The sequence below is a fragment of the Mesorhizobium sp. M7A.F.Ca.CA.004.06.1.1 genome, assembly GCF_003999135.1.
GTDB lineage: Bacteria > Pseudomonadota > Alphaproteobacteria > Rhizobiales > Rhizobiaceae > Mesorhizobium.
In genome coordinates this window covers 1-17,967 of the sequence record NZ_RZPQ01000037.1, presented here as the reverse complement: position 1 = coordinate 17,967, position 17,967 = coordinate 1, and the positions used below count along the sequence as shown (strand labels likewise).

The window sequence follows — 17,967 nt, the reverse complement described above, 5'->3', positions numbered from 1 at the left end:
CTCAAGCTGGTGCTCGAGCTTGGGCCGTTGATGGTGTTCTTCTTCGCCAATGCGCGCAGCGGATGGCTGGTGCAGAAATTCCCTGTTCTGGCCGAGTTCGGCGGGCCGATCTTCGTTGCCGCCGGACTGTTCATGGCCGCCACGGCAGTCGCGCTGATCGCCTCGTGGCTGCTCACCCGCACCTTGCCGATCATGCCGATGGTGTCGGGCGTCGTCGTCTTCATCTTCGGCGCGCTGACGCTCTATCTGCAGGACGACATCTTCATCAAGATGAAGCCGACCATCGTCAACACGCTGTTCGGCGGCGTGCTGCTCGGCGGCCTCTACTTCGGCAAGTCGCTGCTTGGCTATGTCTTCGATTCAGCCTTCAGCCTCGACGCCGATGGCTGGCGGAAACTGACCTTCCGCTGGGGCCTGTTCTTCCTGTTCCTGGCCATCGTCAATGAGGTGGTGTGGCGCAATTTTTCCACCGACGCCTGGGTTACTTTCAAGGTCTGGGGCATCATGCCGATCACGCTTCTATTCACCTTCAGCCAGATGCCGCTGATCCTGCGTCATTCACTCGAGGACAAGGCCGGCAAAGAAGAGAAGGCCGGGAAATAGAGCAACTCCAAGAAAAGTGTCCGGAGCTGCGTCAAAACAAAGGGAAACAGCGGTTCTGCGTTCGTGAGACAATGAACCGTTCTGGGGAGAGGGACATGGAATTCATCACCACGCACGACCAGTTGAGGACGATCTACAAGACGCCACGGCCAACCGACGGTTCTATCCGCAAGGAGCTGAAAAAACTTGACGGCCATTGCCGCTCCTTCATCGGCAAGAGCCCGTTCGTGCTGATCGGCTCGTCCGACGGTGCCGGCAACGCCGACGTGACGCCGAAGGGCGACAAGCCGGGCTTTGCCACCGTTCTCGACGACACCACCATCGCCATTCCCGACCGGCCCGGCAACAACCGGCTCGACACGCTGGAGAACATCCTCCTCAATCCCTCGGTCGGGCTGCTCTTCCTCATTCCCGGCATGAACGAGACGCTGCGCGTCAACGGCGATGCCCGCATCACCGTCGACGCAAATTTGCGCGAACGGCTCGCCGTCGACGGCAGGGAGCCGCAAAGCGTCGTCGTTGTCAGCGTCAAGGCCGCCTACATGCACTGCGCAAAAGCCTTCATGCGCTCGGATTTGTGGAAGCCGGAAACCTGGTACGACCGCGCGACGCTGCCGACGCTCGGCCAGATCATGCGCGATCAGCTGGCGGTTGCCGATTCCGCCGAGGCGACCGATCGCTGGCTCGACGAGGAATACAAGAAGACGATGTGGTAGGTTTTTCGACCCACGATTCGTCCTGACTGGTCCATCTTGCTGAACATCCTTGCCATTTCCGGAAGCCTGCGCGCGGCTTCCACCAATTCGGCCCTGATCGCAGCACTGGCGCGCAACGCACTGCCCGGCTGCCGCGTCAGCGTCTATGACGGGCTTGGCTGTCTGCCGATCTTCAATCCCGACGACGAGGGCGAGCGGACGCCGCTCGAAGCCTCCGAACTGATCGATGCCGTCAGCCGAGCCGACGGCGTGATCGTCTCCTGTCCGGAATATGCCCATGGCGTACCGGGCGGGCTGAAGAACGCCCTCGACTGGCTGGTCTCGCGCGATGCCGCTGTCGCCAAGCCCGCCATGCTGGCACACGCCTCGCCGCGCTCGCTGTTCGCCCGCGCCGCACTGGCCGAGATCATGCGCACCATGTCGTTCGCACTTTGCGACGACGTGCTGGAGATTGCCCTGCTCGGCAAGAAGCCACCGGAGGTGGAGGGCATCCTCGACGAGCCGGGGAACCGGCAGGCGATGCATGATGCGCTGAATGCCTTCGCGGAGTTTATCCGCTCGCGTTGAGCGGCGGCCACCCCAGACCTTCGAGCTAGCCCTTTCGCAGCGTCTCCACATCAGTCTTCCCAACGTACCAATCGCGCGCGTTGATCTCTTCAAAAACCACCCAGACATCGTCGTTGCTCAGCCCGGTGGCGTCCATGATGGCCGCCGTCACCTTTTTGGCGATGTCCGCCTTCTTGCCCGCCGGATCGGCTGATATCACTTCCTTGACGATGCGGATGTTGACGAATGGCATTTTGTCCTCCCGGGATGTTCGTGCTCGCGACCCGCTTCGATGAAACCGTCGAACGGCCGCCAGTGCTCCAGTCTCAGCCAGTGCTCCAGTCTCAGTATGTCTTGGCGCCGTTGACCATCAGCCGCACCATGTAGAGCGACGTGGTGCCGGCGATATAGAGGCAATTCAGCTTGTTGCCGCCGAACACGCAGTTGGCGGTGACTTCCGGCACCTTGACCTTGCCGATCAGCGTGCCGTCCGGATCGTAGCAATGGATGCCGTCGGCGGCACTCGTCCAGATGCGGCCGTCCTCGTCGAGCCTGAAGCCGTCGAACAGGCCGGCCGTGCAGTCGGCAAAGATTTTCTCGCCCGAAACCTTCTTGCCGCCCTTGCCGACATTGAAAACCCGCATATGCGCCGGATTCTGCGCGCCATGCGTGCGGCCGGTATCGACGACATAAAGCTTGCTCTCGTCGAGCGAGAAAGCCAGGCCGTTGGGCCGGACCATGTCGGTGATGACGGCTTCGACCTCGCCCGTGCCGGGATCGACCCGGTAGACATGGCAGGCGCCGATTTCGCTCTCGGCCCTGTCGCCCTCATAATCCGTATCGATGCCGTAGCTCGGATCGGTGAACCAGATCGAGCCGTCGGATTTCACCACCGCGTCGTTGGGCGAATTCAGCCGCTTGCCCTTCCATTTGGACGCGATCGTGGTGACCGAGCCGTCGAACTCGGTGCGGCTGACACGGCGGCCCGAATGCTCGCAGGTGATCAGCCGGCCCTGCCGGTCGACGCTGTTGCCGTTCGAATTGCCGGACGGCTGGCGGAAGACGCTGACATTGCCGTCGGTTTCGTCATAACGCAGCATGCGGTTGTTGGGGATGTCGGACCAGACGACATAGCGGCCGGCGGCGAACCAGGCCGGCCCCTCCGCCCACTGGCATCCGGTGAACAGCTTCTCGACCTGCGCGTTGCCGTTGAACAGGCGCGCGAAGCGCGGATCGAGAATTTCATAATAGTCTGCGGCCGCCATGCTTTCCTCCCGGCATCAATGACACCGGATCAAGCCAGCCGGAGGGACAGAAGGCAATGTGGGTACGCACAGTGTCATGCAAAAGATCGCTTGCCGGCTCTGCGCATGACGTTAGCGCCGTATTAACCGGCTATGCGTCCAGCGCAATGGTGCATTGCAACATCTTCTTTTTGCAATGCACCATTACTATGTCATGCTTCGTATCGATCAAGGGAGGAAGAAACCGCCGCCGAAACGCGGCGCCAAAAAAGGAACCTTGCTATGATCCTCGACAGTCTCATGACCCGCGCTCGCAACAGCATTGCCAAGCGCAAGCACTACAACCGCCTTGTCGCCGAAATCGACAGCTTTTCCAGCCGCGATCTGGCCGACATGCGCGCCGACCGCTCGGAAATGCTCTACCAGATCCACAAGCAGATCTACGGCTGATCTCGAGTCCGATAAGACGCACCGCCAAGGTGCGTTGAGATTCAGGTCAGGCCGAGACGAAAACGGTGGTTTCCGAGAACCGGAGCGGAGCGTACTTAAGTACGTGAGCACCGGAAGCGCAGGAAGCCGCCGTTTGCAGCCCGGCATCACCTGAATATCAACGTGCCGCCAGCGCCTTGTCGATCTGTGGCAGCAAGAGATCCCTCGCCGTCTCGGGCGTCAGCGGGCCGACATGCTTGTAGGCGATCTTGCCGTCCTTGCCGATGACGAAGGTCTCCGGCACGCCGTAGACGCCCCAGTCGATCGCCGCGCGGCCCGCTTCGTCAACCCCTATCGCCTGGAACGGATTGCCGAGATCGCCGAGGAACCGGCGTGCATTTTCCGGCCGGTCCTTGTAGTTCAGCGCCGCCATGGTGAAACGCTTATCCTGCGACAGCGCCAGAAGCACCGGGTGCTCTTCGCGGCATGGCGCGCACCACGACGCGAAGACGTTGACCAATGTGACCTTGCCGGCGAAGGTTTTCGAATCGAGCCCCGGCAGGTTTGACCCCTCCAGCGCAGGCAGGCTGGTTTGCGGCGCCGGCAGGCCGATCAGGGCCGATGGCACTTCCGAAGCATCGCGCCCCGACAGCAGCTGCGACAGGAACAGTCCGGCCAGGCCGAGGAAGATCAGCAGCGGCAACAGCACGAACAGGCGACGAGTGCGTGGGGGTGGCGTTTCCGTTTCTGTGGTCATGGCTTTGCCGCCTTGTCGGAGCGCCGCCGCACGCCGGATGCCTCCAGTTCGGCGAGTTCGCGCTTGCGCGCCCGCTGGTCGAGCAGGATCCAGCCGATCAATCCGGCCAGCACCACGGCCGTAATGCCATAGGCGGCGGTCACGTAGAGTGCATGCGCGCTCATGCGACGGGCCTCGCTGAAGTGGGGGCTTCCAAGCCGATCATGTCGCCCAGTCTAGACATGCCTTTCCCTTAGCCTCGCTCCGTCGGCTTCGCAATCGGTCGCCGCGCCGCAGTCATACGCCACATCAATCCGTTCCATGCCGCAGCGCCAGCGCCGCCGAGACCGGGCCCAGCACGCCAAGAAACAGGGTCAGCGCGGCAAGAATGAGGAAGGGCTGCAGAAACGGATCGGGATTGGCGGTCGCCCCATAGCTCGCCGAAACACCGAAGATCAGCACCGGAATGGTCAGCGGCAGCACCAGTACCGAGATCAGCAGCCCGCCACGCGGCAGCGCCACTGCCACCGCAGCACCGGCGGCGCCGATGAACGTGATTGCCGGGGTGCCGACCAGCAGCGTCAGCGACGTGGCGCCGATGCCGAGCGGCTCCATGTTCATGAACAGGCCGAGCAGGGGCGCGGCGATGACCAGCGGCAGCACGCTGCCCGCCCAATGCGCCAGGCATTTCACCAGCACCGTCAAGGCCAGCATATGGCGATCATTGCCGAGCACCAGGAGATCGAGCGAGCCGTCCTCGCGGTCGGCCTGGAACAGCCGGTCGAGGCCGAGCAGGCAGGACAGCAGCGCGCCGATCCACAGGATGGCCGGTCCGATGCGGGCCAGCAGCTTCAGGTCTGGCCCTACTCCGAACGGGATGGTGGCGATGACGGCGAGGAAGAAGATGACCCCGGTCAGCGCCCCGCCGCCGGCACGGATGTTGAGGCGGATGTCGCGCAGGAAGAGCGCTAGCATGGTATGAGATGCTCGCGCGCCATCATCAACCAGTTCCCCCGATCCTCAACTCCGTCCCCTCGATCCCCAGCGGCAGATGCGTCGCCGCGACAATCATCCCGCCATCCGTGCAATGCTTGGCCATCAACCCCGCAAACCGCGCCTCCGACGCCTTGTCCAGCCCTGCTGTCGGCTCATCCAGCAACCACAATGGCCGGTGGCTGACCAGCAGTTTCGCGATCGCCGCGCGCCGGCGTTGCCCGGTCGATAGATAGCCGAACGGCAGGTGGCCGATGCCGCCGAGCCCGACCGTTTCCAGCGCCTCTTCGACGCCGAGCTGTCCGTCGCCGTTGAAGTCGCGCCAGAAGCGCAAATTCTCCGCCACGCTGAGCGCCGGCTTCATTGCGTTCTGGTGGCCAAGGTAGTGACAGGCCGAGGCAACAGACGGGAACGCTTCGTCCCCGTCTTCAATCTTCATGGTACCCTCGATCCTCACGCTGCCTTGCGCCACCGGCAGCAGCCCGGCGATGACTCGCAGCAAGGTCGACTTGCCCGATCCGTTCGGCCCGGTGACGATGAGCGCCTGACACTCCTCCAAGGCAAAATCGATGCCGGAAAACACCGCCTCGCCGCCTCGCTCGCCGCCCAGATTTTCGGCGATCAGCCGCATTCCTCGCCTGCCCTGAAACCATGTGTCGCGGCCGCTGCCGCATCGCACAAATTTGCTTTCCAACTGTCTAGAACTATTCCAGAAAATTCTCTATATGCGGTGCATCCGTGCCAGCGGTCGGCACGGGAACAGAATTAGCGCCGAACCAGCGCACGCGCCGCCTTGAACGGCTCGGGTTGCTTGGGAACGGACAGCGGAAATGGCCGTACCCGCACCTTTGCGCGTGATTGCATGCCATCGGCGTCCGTTCCCTTTCAGGCTGAACAGACAAGGATCGCACGTGTCAAAATCCCTCGACAGTTTCAATTGCCGCCGCACGCTGACCGCAGGCGGCGCGGAGTATGCCTATTTCGACCTCATCGAGGCCGAGAAGAACGGCCTCACCGGCATCTCGCAGCTGCCCTATTCGATGAAGGTGCTGCTGGAAAACCTGCTGCGCAACGAAGACGGCCGCTCCGTCACCAAGGAATCGATCCAGGCGGTGGCCGGCTGGCTGACCGACAAGGGCACCGCCGGCGTCGAGATCGCCTATCGCCCGGCCCGCGTGCTGATGCAGGATTTCACCGGCGTTCCGGCCGTGGTCGACCTTGCCGCGATGCGCGACGCCATGGCCTCGCTCGGCGGCGATCCGCAGAAGATCAACCCGCTGGTGCCGGTCGACCTCGTCATCGACCATTCCGTCATCGTCGACGAATTCGGCACGCCGATGGCCTTCGCCCGCAATGTCGAGCTGGAATATGAGCGCAACGAGGAGCGCTACAAATTCCTGAAATGGGGCCAGCAGGCATTCCGCAACTTCCGCGTCGTGCCGCCCGGCACCGGCATCTGCCATCAGGTCAACCTCGAATATCTCGGCCAGGTGGTGTGGACCAACACCGAGGACGGCGAAACGACAGCCTATCCCGACACCTGCGTCGGCACCGATTCGCACACCACCATGATCAATGGCCTTGGCGTGCTCGGCTGGGGCGTCGGCGGCATCGAGGCCGAGGCGGCCATGCTCGGCCAGCCTGTCTCCATGCTTTTGCCTGAGGTGATCGGCTTCCGCCTCACCGGCAAGCTCAAAGAGGGCGTCACCGCCACCGACCTCGTGCTCACCGTCACCCAGATGCTGCGCAAGAAGGGCGTCGTCGGCAAGTTCGTCGAGTTCTTCGGGCCGGGCCTCTCCAACATGACGCTGGCCGACCGCGCCACCATCGGCAACATGGCGCCCGAATATGGCGCCACCTGCGGCTTCTTCCCCGTCGACTCGGAAACCATCCGCTACCTCACAATGTCCGGCCGCAGCGAGGACCGCATCGCGCTGGTCGAGGCCTATGCCAAAGCTCAAGGAATGTGGCGTGAGACCGGCTCGACCGATCCGGTGTTCACCGATCTGCTCGAGCTGGAACTTGGCTCCGTCGTGCCGTCGATGGCCGGACCCAAGCGGCCCGAGGGCCGCGTCGCCCTTGAAGGCATTCCGGAAGGTTTCGCCAAGGCGATGGAGACCGAATACAAGAAGGCCGCCGAAATCTCCAAGCGCTACGCAGTCGAAGGCACCGACCATGATCTCGGTCACGGCGATGTCGTCATTGCCGCCATCACTTCGTGCACCAACACCTCGAACCCGAGCGTGCTGATCGGCGCCGGCCTCCTGGCCCGCAACGCCAACCGCCTCGGTTTGAAGCAGAAGCCGTGGGTGAAGACCTCGCTGGCGCCGGGCAGCCAGGTGGTGGCCGAGTATCTGGAGAAATCCGGCCTGCAGAAGGAACTCGATCAGATCGGCTTCAACCTGGTCGGCTTCGGCTGCACCACCTGCATCGGCAATTCCGGGCCGCTGCCGGCGCCGATCTCGAAGACCATCAACGACAAGGGCCTGATCGCTGCCGCGGTCTTGTCCGGCAACCGCAACTTCGAAGGCCGCGTCTCGCCCGACGTGCAGGCCAACTATCTGGCGTCGCCGCCGCTGGTCGTCGCGCATGCGCTGGCCGGCACCGTCACAAAGGACCTGACCACCGAGCCGCTAGGCGAGGACAAGAACGGCGAGCCGGTCTACCTCAAGGATATCTGGCCGAGCTCGGCCGAAATCCAGGAGTTCATCGAGAAGAACGTCACCCGCGAGCTGTTCGCCCGCAAATATGCCGATGTCTTCAAAGGCGACGAGTACTGGCAGAACGTCAAGGCGCCGGAAGGCCAGACCTATGCGTGGGACGACAACTCGACCTATGTGCAGAACCCGCCCTATTTCGCCGGCATGACGTCAGGTTTCGGCAAGATCGGCGATATCAAGGGCGCCCGCGTGCTCGGCCTGTTCGGCGACAAGATCACCACCGACCACATTTCGCCGGCCGGATCGATCAAGGCGGCCTCGCCGGCCGGCAAATACCTCACCGACCACGGCGTCGGCGTCGCCGACTTCAACCAGTACGGCACGCGGCGCGGCAACCACGAGGTGATGATGCGCGGCACCTTCGCCAACATCCGCATCCGCAACCACATGCTGGGCGAGAATGGCCGCGAGGGCGGCTACACCATCCACTACCCGTCGAAGGAAGAGGAATCGATCTACGACGCGGCGATGGAATACAAAAGGGAAGGCGTGCCGCTGGTTGTCTTCGCCGGCGTCGAATACGGCAACGGCTCGTCGCGCGACTGGGCGGCCAAGGGAACCAATCTCCTTGGTGTCCGCGCGGTCATCGCCCAGTCCTTCGAGCGCATCCATCGCTCGAACCTGGTCGGCATGGGCGTCATTCCCTTCGTCTTCGAGGAAGGCACCTCATGGGCATCGCTCAACCTCAAGGGAGACGAGCTGGTCGAGATCGACGGCTTGAGCACCATCAAACCGCGCCAGACGATGATCGCCAAGGTCACCTATGGCGACGGCACGGTGAAGAACGTGCCGATCATCTGCCGCATCGATACGCTGGATGAGCTCGATTACTTCAAGAACGGCGGCATCCTGCAATACGTGCTGCGCGATCTTGCAGCTTAGGGAATAGGGGACTAGGCAGTAGGGAATAGAGACCCCTACTGCCTACTGCCTACTGCCTACTGCCTACCTTAGGCTTCCCAAACCGCGCCGCTGCCGCCAAAAGCACGCCGAGCATCACGCCGTTGAGGATGTGCCAGAGGAAGTGCGTTCCGAGCGGAAAGCTGCCGCAGATCACCGGGTCGATCATCCGGCAGATGACGGACACGACGAAGATCGCCGATCCCGCCAGATTATACCAGCCGGCGCGATTGCCGCTCACCGTCACCCAGACACCGAAGAAGGCGAGCGCCAGGAACGGCGGCAGATAGCCCGTCGTACCGTTCGACGCCTGGCGCAGCCAGTCAGGCACGGCAAGGGTTATCGCCCCGGCAAGCACATAGAAGGCAATGAAGATGGCAATGGCCTTGCCCCATCGCATGCCGAGGAAGCGGCGCAGATTGAACAGCGTGTAGGCCAGCGTGAAGCCGGCGATCGGCAGCACGTCGGCCCAGACTGTGCCCTTGGTGGCAAAGGTGTGGAAGATCGTCGAACCGATGCCGATCGCCACCACCCACCAGGCCAGCACCTCGGCGAAGGCGCCGGTGCCCAGCCTTCGTACCTCGCGCACGCCCCACAGGCCGGCGGCGATGAAGGCGAGGTTGGTCAGGGCGTTTACCGGTTCGGACCAGAATTCCGGGCCGGTCCGCTCGCAATAGAGGTCGACTGGCGCCAAAAACGTTTGCCACATCGTGATTGCCGCCCGAATCGGTTTCTATCCTGAAGCGCAGATCCTTCCTATTGCGGGGTTGCGGTCGGCTGCAATGGCAAAATTTCACCGCAACGTGACTTCCCGTTGACTTCCGGTTCTGCCACATATTTTAGCAATCAAGATAAAGCCGGCACCACCGGCGGGAATCGGAATGGCCATGGCCTCGCGAAAATCATTGTGGCTGGCAGCTCTTGCGCTGGCCTTCTCGGCGTCTGCCGGCGCCGGGCATGCCGGCGAATCCGATCGCGCCCATGCCGACCGGGTCCAGATCGACAGGCCCCAGATCGACAGGCCATTGGGCGTGGTCGAACTGTTCACCAGCCAGGGCTGCAGTTCCTGCCCGCCGGCCGATACGCTGTTCTCCGAACTTGCCGCCAAGGAAGATATCGTCGCGCTCGCTTATCACGTCGACTATTGGGACTATCTCGGCTGGCAGGATACGCTGGGCCGCAAGGAGAACACCGAGCGGCAATACGACTACATGCGCGCCTTCGGCAGCCGCTCCGTCTATACGCCGCAGGCCGTTATCAATGGCCGTGTCCACGTCAACGGTGCCAGCCGCGGCGAGGTCGATGGCGCGCTCGCCCGCATGGCCAAGAGCGGCGAAGGCATGCGCGTCGCCGTCAAGGTCAGCCGCACCAGCGACCGTGTGACGATCGACGCCGGCGATGCCGGCAACGGCCCCAGCGACGCCCATGTCGTCATCGTCTATTTCGACCCGCCGCAGACGGTCAAGGTCGGCGAGGGCGAGAACACCGGCCGCAAGATGACCTACTGGAACGCCGTCACCGGGATACAGACCGCCGGCATGTGGCATGGCAAGGCACAACGCTACGAACTGCCGATGAGCGAGATTGCCAAAAAGGGCGGCTGCGCCGTGCTGCTGCAGTCGGTCGGCAAGGACGGCATGCCCGGTCCCATTCTCGGCGCCGCGTTCATCCACAAGCCTTAAGGCCTTCTTTCCTTCTCCCCTTGTGGGGCGAGCAGCCGGTTCGTCGAAGGCGAATTCATCGTGCCGGTGGCACGATGAAGGCCGGCGAACGCCGGGACGCTGCGAAGCAGCGCGGACCCGGCAGGGTGGATCGACTAACCACGCCCGGCCCTTCGCAGGCTCAGGGCGTTCGAAGCTCGAAAAGCCAAGCAATTGGCTTTTCGTTCGCTGCGCGAACCGCTTCTCACCCAATAAAAAACCGACGTCAGCTTGCTTCTGACGTCGGTCATTTAGGTTTTGGGATCGTCGCACCCGATTCTTCCGAAGAAGAACCGAGGTTGGTTCGATCCGACGCAGACCCGTGGGCGGGGGGCTTGGGGTTTACGAGCCGGTGCCGGACCGAACCGTCTCAGGCAACACCGGTAAATTCGTCGGACATTGGGGCATGAGCGCGGATAAAAAAAGGCAGAAATGTGGCGGAACATCACCAATTCCAACACGGCGTTTCATAAAAGTGACTGGACGTGACGGAAACAGCGCGGCGCGGGGCTTGGTTCGCCGGGCCTTGCAATTCAGTCGCGAACACGCCAACTTTGGTTGGCAAAGATTCATTTTGAAGGATCGAGGCATGACCGATGACAGCGGCGGGACGGGGGATGGGGACGCATCCGCGATATTGATCCCGCTGCACGAGGCGCGACGCGAACGTCTCGATCAGCCGGTGCGGTTCGACCGCCGCGAGTTGGACCAGATCCTCAGGCTCTACGGCCGCATGGTCGCCGCCAATGAATGGCGCGACTACGCCATCGACCATCTTGCGGACCGCGCTGTGTTTTCCGTATTCCGCCGCACCAGCGAAGTGCCGCTGTTCCAGATCGTCAAGGATCCGAAACTGGCCCGCAAGCAGGGCGCTTTTGCCGTCATCGCCGCCGGCGGCCGCATCTTGAAGCGTGGTCAGGAACTTGGCCGCGTGCTTGGTGTGTTCGACAGCAAGCTGAAGCTGGTCGAAGCCTGAGCTGGGGAATTAGAGCAGGGGAATTGAAGAGCTGGAGAATTGCTTAATTGATGAAAAGGCACTCGGCGCCTGACGCTATCTTCTTCAATTCTTCAATTCTTCAATTCTTCAGTTCCCCCTAAGACGAAACTTCCGCTCCGGCAGCGATTCGGGATCGGGCGGCAGCGTCGCACCGCCATTCAGCGACAGCTGCATGAACACCGTGTCCAGCCAGCGCCCATGCTTGTAGCCGGAACCTTCAAGGCGTCCCGAATGGCGAAAGCCGAGCTTTTCGTGCAACCGCACCGAGGCGCTGTCGGGACGGCCATCGCCGATCACCGCGATGATCTGGCGAAAGCCCGCCGTCGTCACTGCCTCGATCAGGCTTTGCATCAGCTTGAGCCCGACGCCCTGGCCCTTGGCCTCGGGCGCGACATAGACCGAATCCTCGACGATGAAGCGATAGGCCGGGCGTGGCCGGAAGGCGCCGGCATAGGCGTAGCCGAGAACGGTCCCGTCCTTCTCCGCCACCAGGTAAGGAAAGCCGCCGGCCGTCAGGCTGTCGAATCGAACACCCATCTCCGCACGGCTCGGCGGCTCCAGCTCATAGCTCGCCGTGCCTTGGGTCACCGCATCGGCATAGATGTCCGTGACGCTGTCGAGGTCGGCCACCGTGGCAGGCCGGATCGCAATATTGCTCATTGTTTATGCATGCCGTTTCTCTGCTCGCAATAACAGCAAAGGCCAAGACAAAAGAAAAGGGCGGCCGTTGGGCCGCCCTTCCGGAAGTTGATGGTCCAATGCCGCTTTAGCGGCGGTCGCCCATGAACTGCAGCAGGAACATGAACAGGTTGATGAAGTCGAGATAGAGCGTCAGAGCGCCCATGATCGCCTTGCGGCCGGCGACGTCGGAAGTGTCGCCCTCGAAATACATCTCCTTGATCTTCTGCGTGTCATAGGCGGTCAGGCCCGCGAAGACCAGCACGCCGATCGCCGACACGGCAAAGGACAGCGCCGACGACTGCAGGAAGATATTGATCACCGACGCGATGATGATGCCGAACACGCCCATGATCAGGAACGAGCCCATCGCCGTCAGGTCGCGCTTGGTGGTGTAGCCGAACAGCGACAGCGCACCGAAGGCGGCGGCCGTGGCGAAGAAGGTCTGTGAGATGCTGGCCGTGGTGTAGACCAGGAAGATCGAAGACAGCGACAGGCCGACGAGACCGGCATAGACCCAGAACGTCGTCTGCGCCGCCGAAACGCTCATCGACTGAACGCGGAACGACAGGAACAGCACGGCAGCCAGCGGCGCCAGCATCACCACCCAGCGCAGCGGCGAGCCGAAGATCGCGTAGCCGAAGGAGGTCAGCATCTCGCCGCTTGGCAGCGTCGCGACAGCCGAAGCCGGATCGGTGGTGGTGGCCAGCATGATCGTGCCGATCGCGGCAAGACCAGTGATGAGGAGGCCAAGCCCCATCAGATTGTAGACCCTGATCATATAGGCGCGCAGGCCCTGATCGATGTCGGCACCGACGCTGACGCCGGGCACGGCGCGCGTCTGGTAGTTGCGAATGGGATCAGCCATTGTAGTCCTCTATTGCTTCTGCCCCGTCGGGTGTCAGGTCCTTCCGGACCCAGGCGCCGCTGGCAGGGCTCCAGCATGCCTGTGGCGAAATATGATGGTTATTCGCGTCAAGAACAAGTCCGTAACCGGATGTAACGGTTCGTGACAGGGCGAAGTGCCGATTCTTCGGCTTTTCGGAGGGCTTTCTTACCAAGATTTAATCCAGGATGCCCATTTCCGGGCCTGTCGTCACAAATTGCGCAGCACCGGTGCTGCCTTGTGGCCGAGCACCCGCCAGGTGCCGGCAAGACCAATGCCGACCGTGATCACCAGCGAAAACAGAATGGTCGCCACTGCCACCTCGGGCATGAAATGCGACGGCAATGTCATGATGCGCGCGACGACGAACCAGGCCGCCGCACTGCCCGCCGCCAGCGCGAAGATGGCGGTGGCCAGTCCGATCAGCATGTATTCGAGCGAGAAGGCCGATATCAGCGTCGTGCGTGTCGCCCCCAGCGTCTTCAGCACCACCGCATCATGGATGCGCGCCCGGTTGCCGGCGGCGAGCGCGCCGGCCAGCACCAGCACCGAAGCGATCAGCGCCACGCCGGCCGCGGCTCGGATCGCCGAGCCGAGCTGTCCGACCAGCCGGTTGACGACATCGAGCGCGTCCTTGACCCGCACCGTCGTCACCGCCGGGAAGGCGCGGGTGACGGCGTTGAGGATGCGGGCGTCGTCGGCCGTCGAGGTACTCTTTTCGGTCAGCGTCGCCATCCAGCCATGCGGGGCGCCCGCGAATGTGTTGGGCGAGAACACCATGACGAAATTGATGCCCATCGTCTCCCACTCGACCTGGCGGAAATTGGCGATCCTGGCGGTGACATTGCGTCCCAGCACGTTGACGGTGATGGTATCGCCGAGCTTCAGCCCGATCTCCTTGCCTTCCTGCGCCGAAAACGAAACCAGCGGCTCGCCGCTGTAATTTTCGGGCCACCAACTGCCCTCGGTCAACGTCGCGTTCTCCGGCTGCCGGGTGTCATAGGTCAGGCCGCGGTCGCCCCTCAGCACCCAGGCGCCTTCCGCCGGCACCTTCACCTTGTCGACATCGATACCGTTCAGCGCCATCACCCGGCCGCGCAGCATCGGCACCTTGGCCAGCACACCCTGCGGCGCCTCCTTGCCGATCAGCGCCGAGAACGACGCGACATCGGCGCTCTGGATGTCGACGAAGAAGAAGTTCGGCGCCCGTTCCGGCAGGCTGCCGGAGATCTGCCGCCTGAGATTGCCGTCGATCAGCGCCAGCGTCACCAGCAGCGTCAGGCCGAGCCCCAAGGACAGCACCACCGATGGCGTCAGCGCGCCTGGCCGATGGATGTTGCCGATAGCGAGCCTGAGCGCCACGAAGCGCACGCGCGGGCTCTTCCTGGCCGCCCATTGCACCAGTGCGCAGACCACGCGCAGCACCAGGAAGGCGAAGACGGTAGCGCCGACAAAGATCGAGGCGATGCGCTGGTCGCCGGAAAACAGAATGGCCAGCGCCGCCAGCAACAGCGCGATGCCTATGGCCGCCGCGACATAGGCGGGGCGCGGCAAGCCGCGGCCTTCCAGCCCCATCTCGCGAAACAGCGCGGTTGCCGGCACATCGCGGGCGCGGCCGAGCGGCAGCAACGCGAAAGCCAACGTCACCAGCAGGCCGAACAGCGCCGCCATGCCGAGCGCGCCGGGATAGAAGCCGCCTGCGGCCGGCACCGGAATGACGGATTGCAAGGCCGCACTCGCTGCGAACGGCATCAGCGCGCCGAGCACAAGGCCCAGCACGATACCCAATGCGGCAATGATCAGGATCTGCACCAGATAGACGGCAAAGACGAAGCCGCCCGAAGCGCCCAGGCTCTTGAAGGTGGCGATCACGCCGCGCTTGCCGTCGAGATAGGCGCGCACCGCATTGGCGACGCCCACACCGCCGACCACCAGCGCCGTCAGCCCGACCAGGGTCAGGAACTGAGAGAAACGTTCAATGTTCGACGACAGCGCGGGCGCCGCGTTGCTGCGTGTGCGGATCGACCAGCCTGCTTCGGGGAAATCCGTGGCCGCCTGGTCCTGGACGCCCTTCAGTCGCGCCTCGTCGGCGTCTGCCGGTAGGCGGATCTTGTAGGCATTCTCGACCAGGCTGCCCGGCTGGATCAGTCCAGTGGCCGCCAGCCCGTCCGTCGAGATCATCAGCCTTGGCGCGAAGCCGAAACCGTCGGACACGGCGTCCGGTTCGGCGACCAGCCTGGCGCGCAGTTCGAAAGTGGCGGTACCAAGCTTCAGCCGGTCGCCGATCTTGACGTGCAGCCGCTCGAACAGAAGGTCGGGTGCCGCCGCACCGAAGACGCCGAACTCTTCGCCGAACAGTTCCTGTTTCGACAGTGCCGGCTCGGTCTCCAGCGTGCCATAGAGAGGATAGGCATGGTCGACCGCCTTGGCCTCGACCAGCGCCTGGTCGGATCCGTCGGCCAGACGCGCCATCGAACGCATGCTGGCGGTCCGGGAAACTGTGCCGAGCCCGTCAAGGAAGCTGCGCTCCGCCTGGCTGGCGTCACGCTGATTGATCTCGAAGCGAAGGTCGCCGCCCAGCAGCGTCTGGCCCTGATTTGCGACACCGGCGGTGATCGAACGCGCCACCGAGTTGACGCCGCCGATGGCCGCGACGCCGAGCGCGATGCAGGCGAGAAAGATCAGGAAGCCGGACAGGCCGCCGCGCATCTCGCGCAACGAGAAGCGGACCGCGAGCCTCAACGTCCGGGACAGCGGCATCAGGCCGTCACCTTGACAGGCGCCGGCGCCTCGATCCGGCCCGAGCGCATCGATACCTGGCGCGAACAGCGTGCCGCGAGCGCCGGATCATGGGTCACCAGCACCAGCGTCATGCCGCGCTCGGCCGCCTTGGCAAACAGGAGGTCGGCGACCTGCCGCCCGGTCGCCTGGTCGAGATTGCCGGTCGGCTCGTCGGCGATCAGGATGCGCGGCGACGGCGCCAATGCGCGGGCGATCGCCACGCGCTGCTGCTCGCCGCCCGACAATTCGCCGGGATAGTGGGTGACGCGGTCGCTGAGGCCAACCGCCTCCAGCTCGCGCGCCGCCACCGAAAACGGATCGGCATGGCCGGCCAGCTCCAGCGGCACCGCGACATTTTCGAGCGCCGTCATGTTGGGAATGAGATGGAAGGACTGGAACACGATGCCAATGTTTCGGCCTCGAAACGAAGCAATCTGGTCCTCGCTTTTGCCGTTGAGCAACTCACCAGCGATTCGGACCGTACCCGAATCGACCCTTTCCAGGCCTGCCAGGACCATCAGCAATGTCGACTTGCCGGAGCCCGAAGGCCCGACGATGCCGGTCGCCTCCCGGGTCGCCACATCAAGGCTGACACCCTTCAGCACATGGACCGATGAAGCGCCCTCGCCAAGGGTCAGGGATACATCTTTCAGCGCGATGACGGCTTCTGTCAAAATGAAATCGTCCTATAATCTGGGAAGGCTCTGCTTGCCGGAAGCCGTCGACTGAAGAATTCCTAGCTCATATGGGGCCTGCCGCATGTCTTTCAAACGCAGTATTGCCGCAGGCCTCATGGTTTTCCTCGCCATTTGCGGCGCCATGCCGTCAGCGCGTGCCGAGCCGTTCAAAATCGTCGGCTTCGGCGACAGCCTGACGGCGGGCTATGGCCTTGGGCCTGACCAGGGCTTTACCGACAGGCTGCAGGCTGCCCTTCGCGCCAAAGGCCATGATGTGAGCGTCGCCAATGCCGGCGTTTCCGGCGACACGACGAGCGGTGGCCTGGCGCGGCTCGACTGGTCGGTGCCCGACGGCACGCAACTGGTCATCCTCGAACTCGGCGCCAACGACATGCTGCGCGGCGTTTCGCCCGACATCACCAGGAAGAACCTCGACGAGATGCTGAGCAAGCTGAAGCAGCGCAAGATTGCCGTGCTTCTGGCCGGCATGCGTGCCGCACCCAATCTTGGCCCCGACTACCAGAATGCGTTCGACGCCATTTTTCCGGACCTGGCGAAGAAATACGACGTCGTACTCTACCCGTTCTTTCTCGACGGCGTCGCCGGCCAGCCCGGCATGCAACTCGAGGACGGCCTGCATCCGAGCGTTGAAGGCGTCGACCAGATAGTCGAACGCATCCTGCCGACGGTCGAGAAGGTGATCGCTGCAGTGCCGGGCGATTCCTAGCGGATTGGAACTGTTTCCGCGCAGGGGGCTTTTAACAGGGACTGTGGCCAACAAACCTCTTGCTCCGTTTGACTATCGATGATTCGCTGGGGATGACAGTTCGATTCGAGGAAGGGAGGCTCTTCATGCCGCGTCTTTTCACCGCCCTCGAAATTCCGCGTGACGCTGCCCTTTCGCTGTCCCTGCTGCGGGGCGGCTTGCCGGGAGCCCGCTGGATCGATGTCGAAAACTACCATCTGACGCTGCGCTTCATCGGCGATGTTCCCGGCCATGTCGCCGACGAGATCGCCAACGCGCTCGACCGCGTCCACCGCCCTTCCTTCTCGCTGGCGCTGTCCGGCGTCGGCGCTTTCGGCCAGAAGAAGCCACATGCGGTGTGGGCAGGCGCTTCCGCCTCGCCCGGTCTGGCCGCCCTTCAGGGCGAGATCGACCGCATCTGCCAGCGGCTCGGCATCCCGGCCGATCCCCGCAAGTTCATGCCGCATGTCACGCTGGCACGCTTACGCAATTCGACCCCGCTGGACGTCGCCCAATATCTGTCGGCGCGCGGCAATTTCTCGACGCTGCCGTTCCGCGTCGGCCGTTTCGTGCTGATGTCGTCGCGCGATTCGGTCGGCGGTGGACCCTACATCGT

General features: G+C 63.3%; 20 protein-coding genes. 9 read left to right on the top strand and 11 right to left on the bottom strand.

What is annotated here, in order from left to right:
• The 3 genes from EN906_RS04690 to EN906_RS04680 all read left to right on the top strand — a co-directional run.
• A partial coding sequence (locus tag EN906_RS04690) for a septation protein A (RefSeq protein WP_127375083.1) occupies window positions 1-603 on the top strand: 603 nt, incomplete at its 5' end.
• A gap of 95 nt (window positions 604-698) precedes the next feature.
• Window positions 699-1,319, top strand: a complete 621-nt coding sequence (locus EN906_RS04685; RefSeq protein ID WP_127268189.1) for a pyridoxamine 5'-phosphate oxidase family protein — start codon at window positions 699-701, stop codon at window positions 1,317-1,319.
• Window positions 1,320-1,355: 36 nt separating this feature from the next.
• Complete coding sequence (locus tag EN906_RS04680; RefSeq protein ID WP_127268188.1) at window positions 1,356-1,886, top strand: NADPH-dependent FMN reductase; 531 nt, start codon at window positions 1,356-1,358, stop codon at window positions 1,884-1,886.
• Window positions 1,887-1,911: 25 nt separating this feature from the next.
• On the opposite strand, the gene EN906_RS04675 is transcribed toward EN906_RS04680, so the two are convergent.
• Both EN906_RS04675 and EN906_RS04670 read right to left on the bottom strand, forming a co-directional pair.
• A complete protein-coding gene (locus EN906_RS04675) occupies window positions 1,912-2,118 on the bottom strand; it encodes a 4-oxalocrotonate tautomerase family protein (RefSeq protein WP_127268187.1) in 207 nt (68 codons plus the stop codon).
• Window positions 2,119-2,209: 91 nt separating this feature from the next.
• Entirely contained in the window at window positions 2,210-3,130 is a 921-nt protein-coding gene (locus tag EN906_RS04670; RefSeq protein ID WP_127268186.1) for an SMP-30/gluconolactonase/LRE family protein, read from the bottom strand.
• Window positions 3,131-3,391: 261 nt separating this feature from the next.
• Between EN906_RS04670 and EN906_RS04665 the strand changes: the two genes are divergently transcribed.
• Window positions 3,392-3,559, top strand: coding sequence for a hypothetical protein (locus tag EN906_RS04665; protein WP_013528833.1), 168 nt, complete (start codon window positions 3,392-3,394; stop codon window positions 3,557-3,559).
• Between the two features lie 157 nt (window positions 3,560-3,716).
• On the opposite strand, the gene EN906_RS04660 is transcribed toward EN906_RS04665, so the two are convergent.
• The 4 genes from EN906_RS04660 to ccmA all read right to left on the bottom strand — a co-directional run bounded on the left by EN906_RS04660 (window position 3,717) and on the right by ccmA (window position 5,898).
• Window positions 3,717-4,295, bottom strand: coding sequence for a DsbE family thiol:disulfide interchange protein (locus EN906_RS04660; protein ID WP_127268185.1), 579 nt, complete (start codon window positions 4,293-4,295; stop codon window positions 3,717-3,719).
• Window positions 4,292-4,459 carry a heme exporter protein CcmD gene (ccmD, locus tag EN906_RS04655; RefSeq protein WP_127268184.1) on the bottom strand — a complete coding sequence of 56 codons (168 nt, stop codon included), beginning with the start codon at window positions 4,457-4,459 and terminating at the stop codon, window positions 4,292-4,294. The genes EN906_RS04660 and ccmD overlap by 4 nt, the downstream gene beginning before the upstream one ends.
• A gap of 124 nt (window positions 4,460-4,583) precedes the next feature.
• A complete protein-coding gene (gene ccmB / locus EN906_RS04650; RefSeq protein WP_127268183.1) occupies window positions 4,584-5,249 on the bottom strand; it encodes a heme exporter protein CcmB in 666 nt (221 codons plus the stop codon).
• Window positions 5,250-5,274: 25 nt separating this feature from the next.
• On the bottom strand, window positions 5,275-5,898 hold the full coding sequence (ccmA, locus tag EN906_RS04645) for a heme ABC exporter ATP-binding protein CcmA (RefSeq protein ID WP_127268182.1): 624 nt from the start codon (window positions 5,896-5,898) through the stop codon (window positions 5,275-5,277).
• 280 nt (window positions 5,899-6,178) lie between these two features.
• Between ccmA and acnA the strand changes: the two genes are divergently transcribed.
• Complete coding sequence (gene acnA / locus EN906_RS04640) at window positions 6,179-8,869, top strand: aconitate hydratase AcnA (RefSeq protein ID WP_127273510.1); 2,691 nt, start codon at window positions 6,179-6,181, stop codon at window positions 8,867-8,869.
• Window positions 8,870-8,918: 49 nt separating this feature from the next.
• Here the strand turns inward: acnA and EN906_RS04635 are convergent, their stop codons facing one another.
• Window positions 8,919-9,596, bottom strand: coding sequence for a ceramidase domain-containing protein (locus EN906_RS04635; RefSeq protein ID WP_127269002.1), 678 nt, complete (start codon window positions 9,594-9,596; stop codon window positions 8,919-8,921).
• A gap of 172 nt (window positions 9,597-9,768) precedes the next feature.
• Between EN906_RS04635 and EN906_RS04630 the strand changes: the two genes are divergently transcribed.
• Window positions 9,769-10,569: a thioredoxin family protein gene (locus EN906_RS04630; RefSeq protein WP_127269003.1), complete on the top strand. Its 801-nt coding sequence runs from the start codon at window positions 9,769-9,771 to the stop codon at window positions 10,567-10,569.
• A 607-nt stretch (window positions 10,570-11,176) separates the two neighbouring features.
• Window positions 11,177-11,563 (top strand): DUF2794 domain-containing protein, encoded by a 387-nt coding sequence (locus tag EN906_RS04625; RefSeq protein WP_127269004.1) that lies wholly within the window; start codon window positions 11,177-11,179, stop codon window positions 11,561-11,563.
• Between the two features lie 108 nt (window positions 11,564-11,671).
• On the opposite strand, the gene EN906_RS04620 is transcribed toward EN906_RS04625, so the two are convergent.
• The 4 genes from EN906_RS04620 to EN906_RS04605 all read right to left on the bottom strand — a co-directional run bounded on the left by EN906_RS04620 (window position 11,672) and on the right by EN906_RS04605 (window position 16,603).
• Window positions 11,672-12,244, bottom strand: a complete 573-nt coding sequence (locus EN906_RS04620) for a GNAT family N-acetyltransferase (RefSeq protein WP_127269005.1) — start codon at window positions 12,242-12,244, stop codon at window positions 11,672-11,674.
• A gap of 106 nt (window positions 12,245-12,350) precedes the next feature.
• Entirely contained in the window at window positions 12,351-13,130 is a 780-nt protein-coding gene (locus tag EN906_RS04615; protein WP_127271172.1) for a Bax inhibitor-1/YccA family protein, read from the bottom strand.
• Window positions 13,131-13,358: 228 nt separating this feature from the next.
• Window positions 13,359-15,908: an ABC transporter permease gene (locus EN906_RS04610; RefSeq protein WP_127268356.1), complete on the bottom strand. Its 2,550-nt coding sequence runs from the start codon at window positions 15,906-15,908 to the stop codon at window positions 13,359-13,361.
• Window positions 15,908-16,603 (bottom strand): ABC transporter ATP-binding protein, encoded by a 696-nt coding sequence (locus EN906_RS04605; protein ID WP_127268357.1) that lies wholly within the window; start codon window positions 16,601-16,603, stop codon window positions 15,908-15,910. The genes EN906_RS04610 and EN906_RS04605 overlap by 1 nt, the downstream gene beginning before the upstream one ends.
• 85 nt (window positions 16,604-16,688) lie before the next feature.
• On the opposite strand from EN906_RS04605, the gene EN906_RS04600 reads away from it, so the two are divergent.
• On the top strand, window positions 16,689-17,333 hold the full coding sequence (locus tag EN906_RS04600; RefSeq protein WP_127268358.1) for an arylesterase: 645 nt from the start codon (window positions 16,689-16,691) through the stop codon (window positions 17,331-17,333).
• Between the two features lie 125 nt (window positions 17,334-17,458).
• Window positions 17,459-17,967 (top strand): RNA 2',3'-cyclic phosphodiesterase (thpR, locus tag EN906_RS04595; RefSeq protein ID WP_127375082.1); only part of this gene is annotated, 509 nt, incomplete at its 3' end.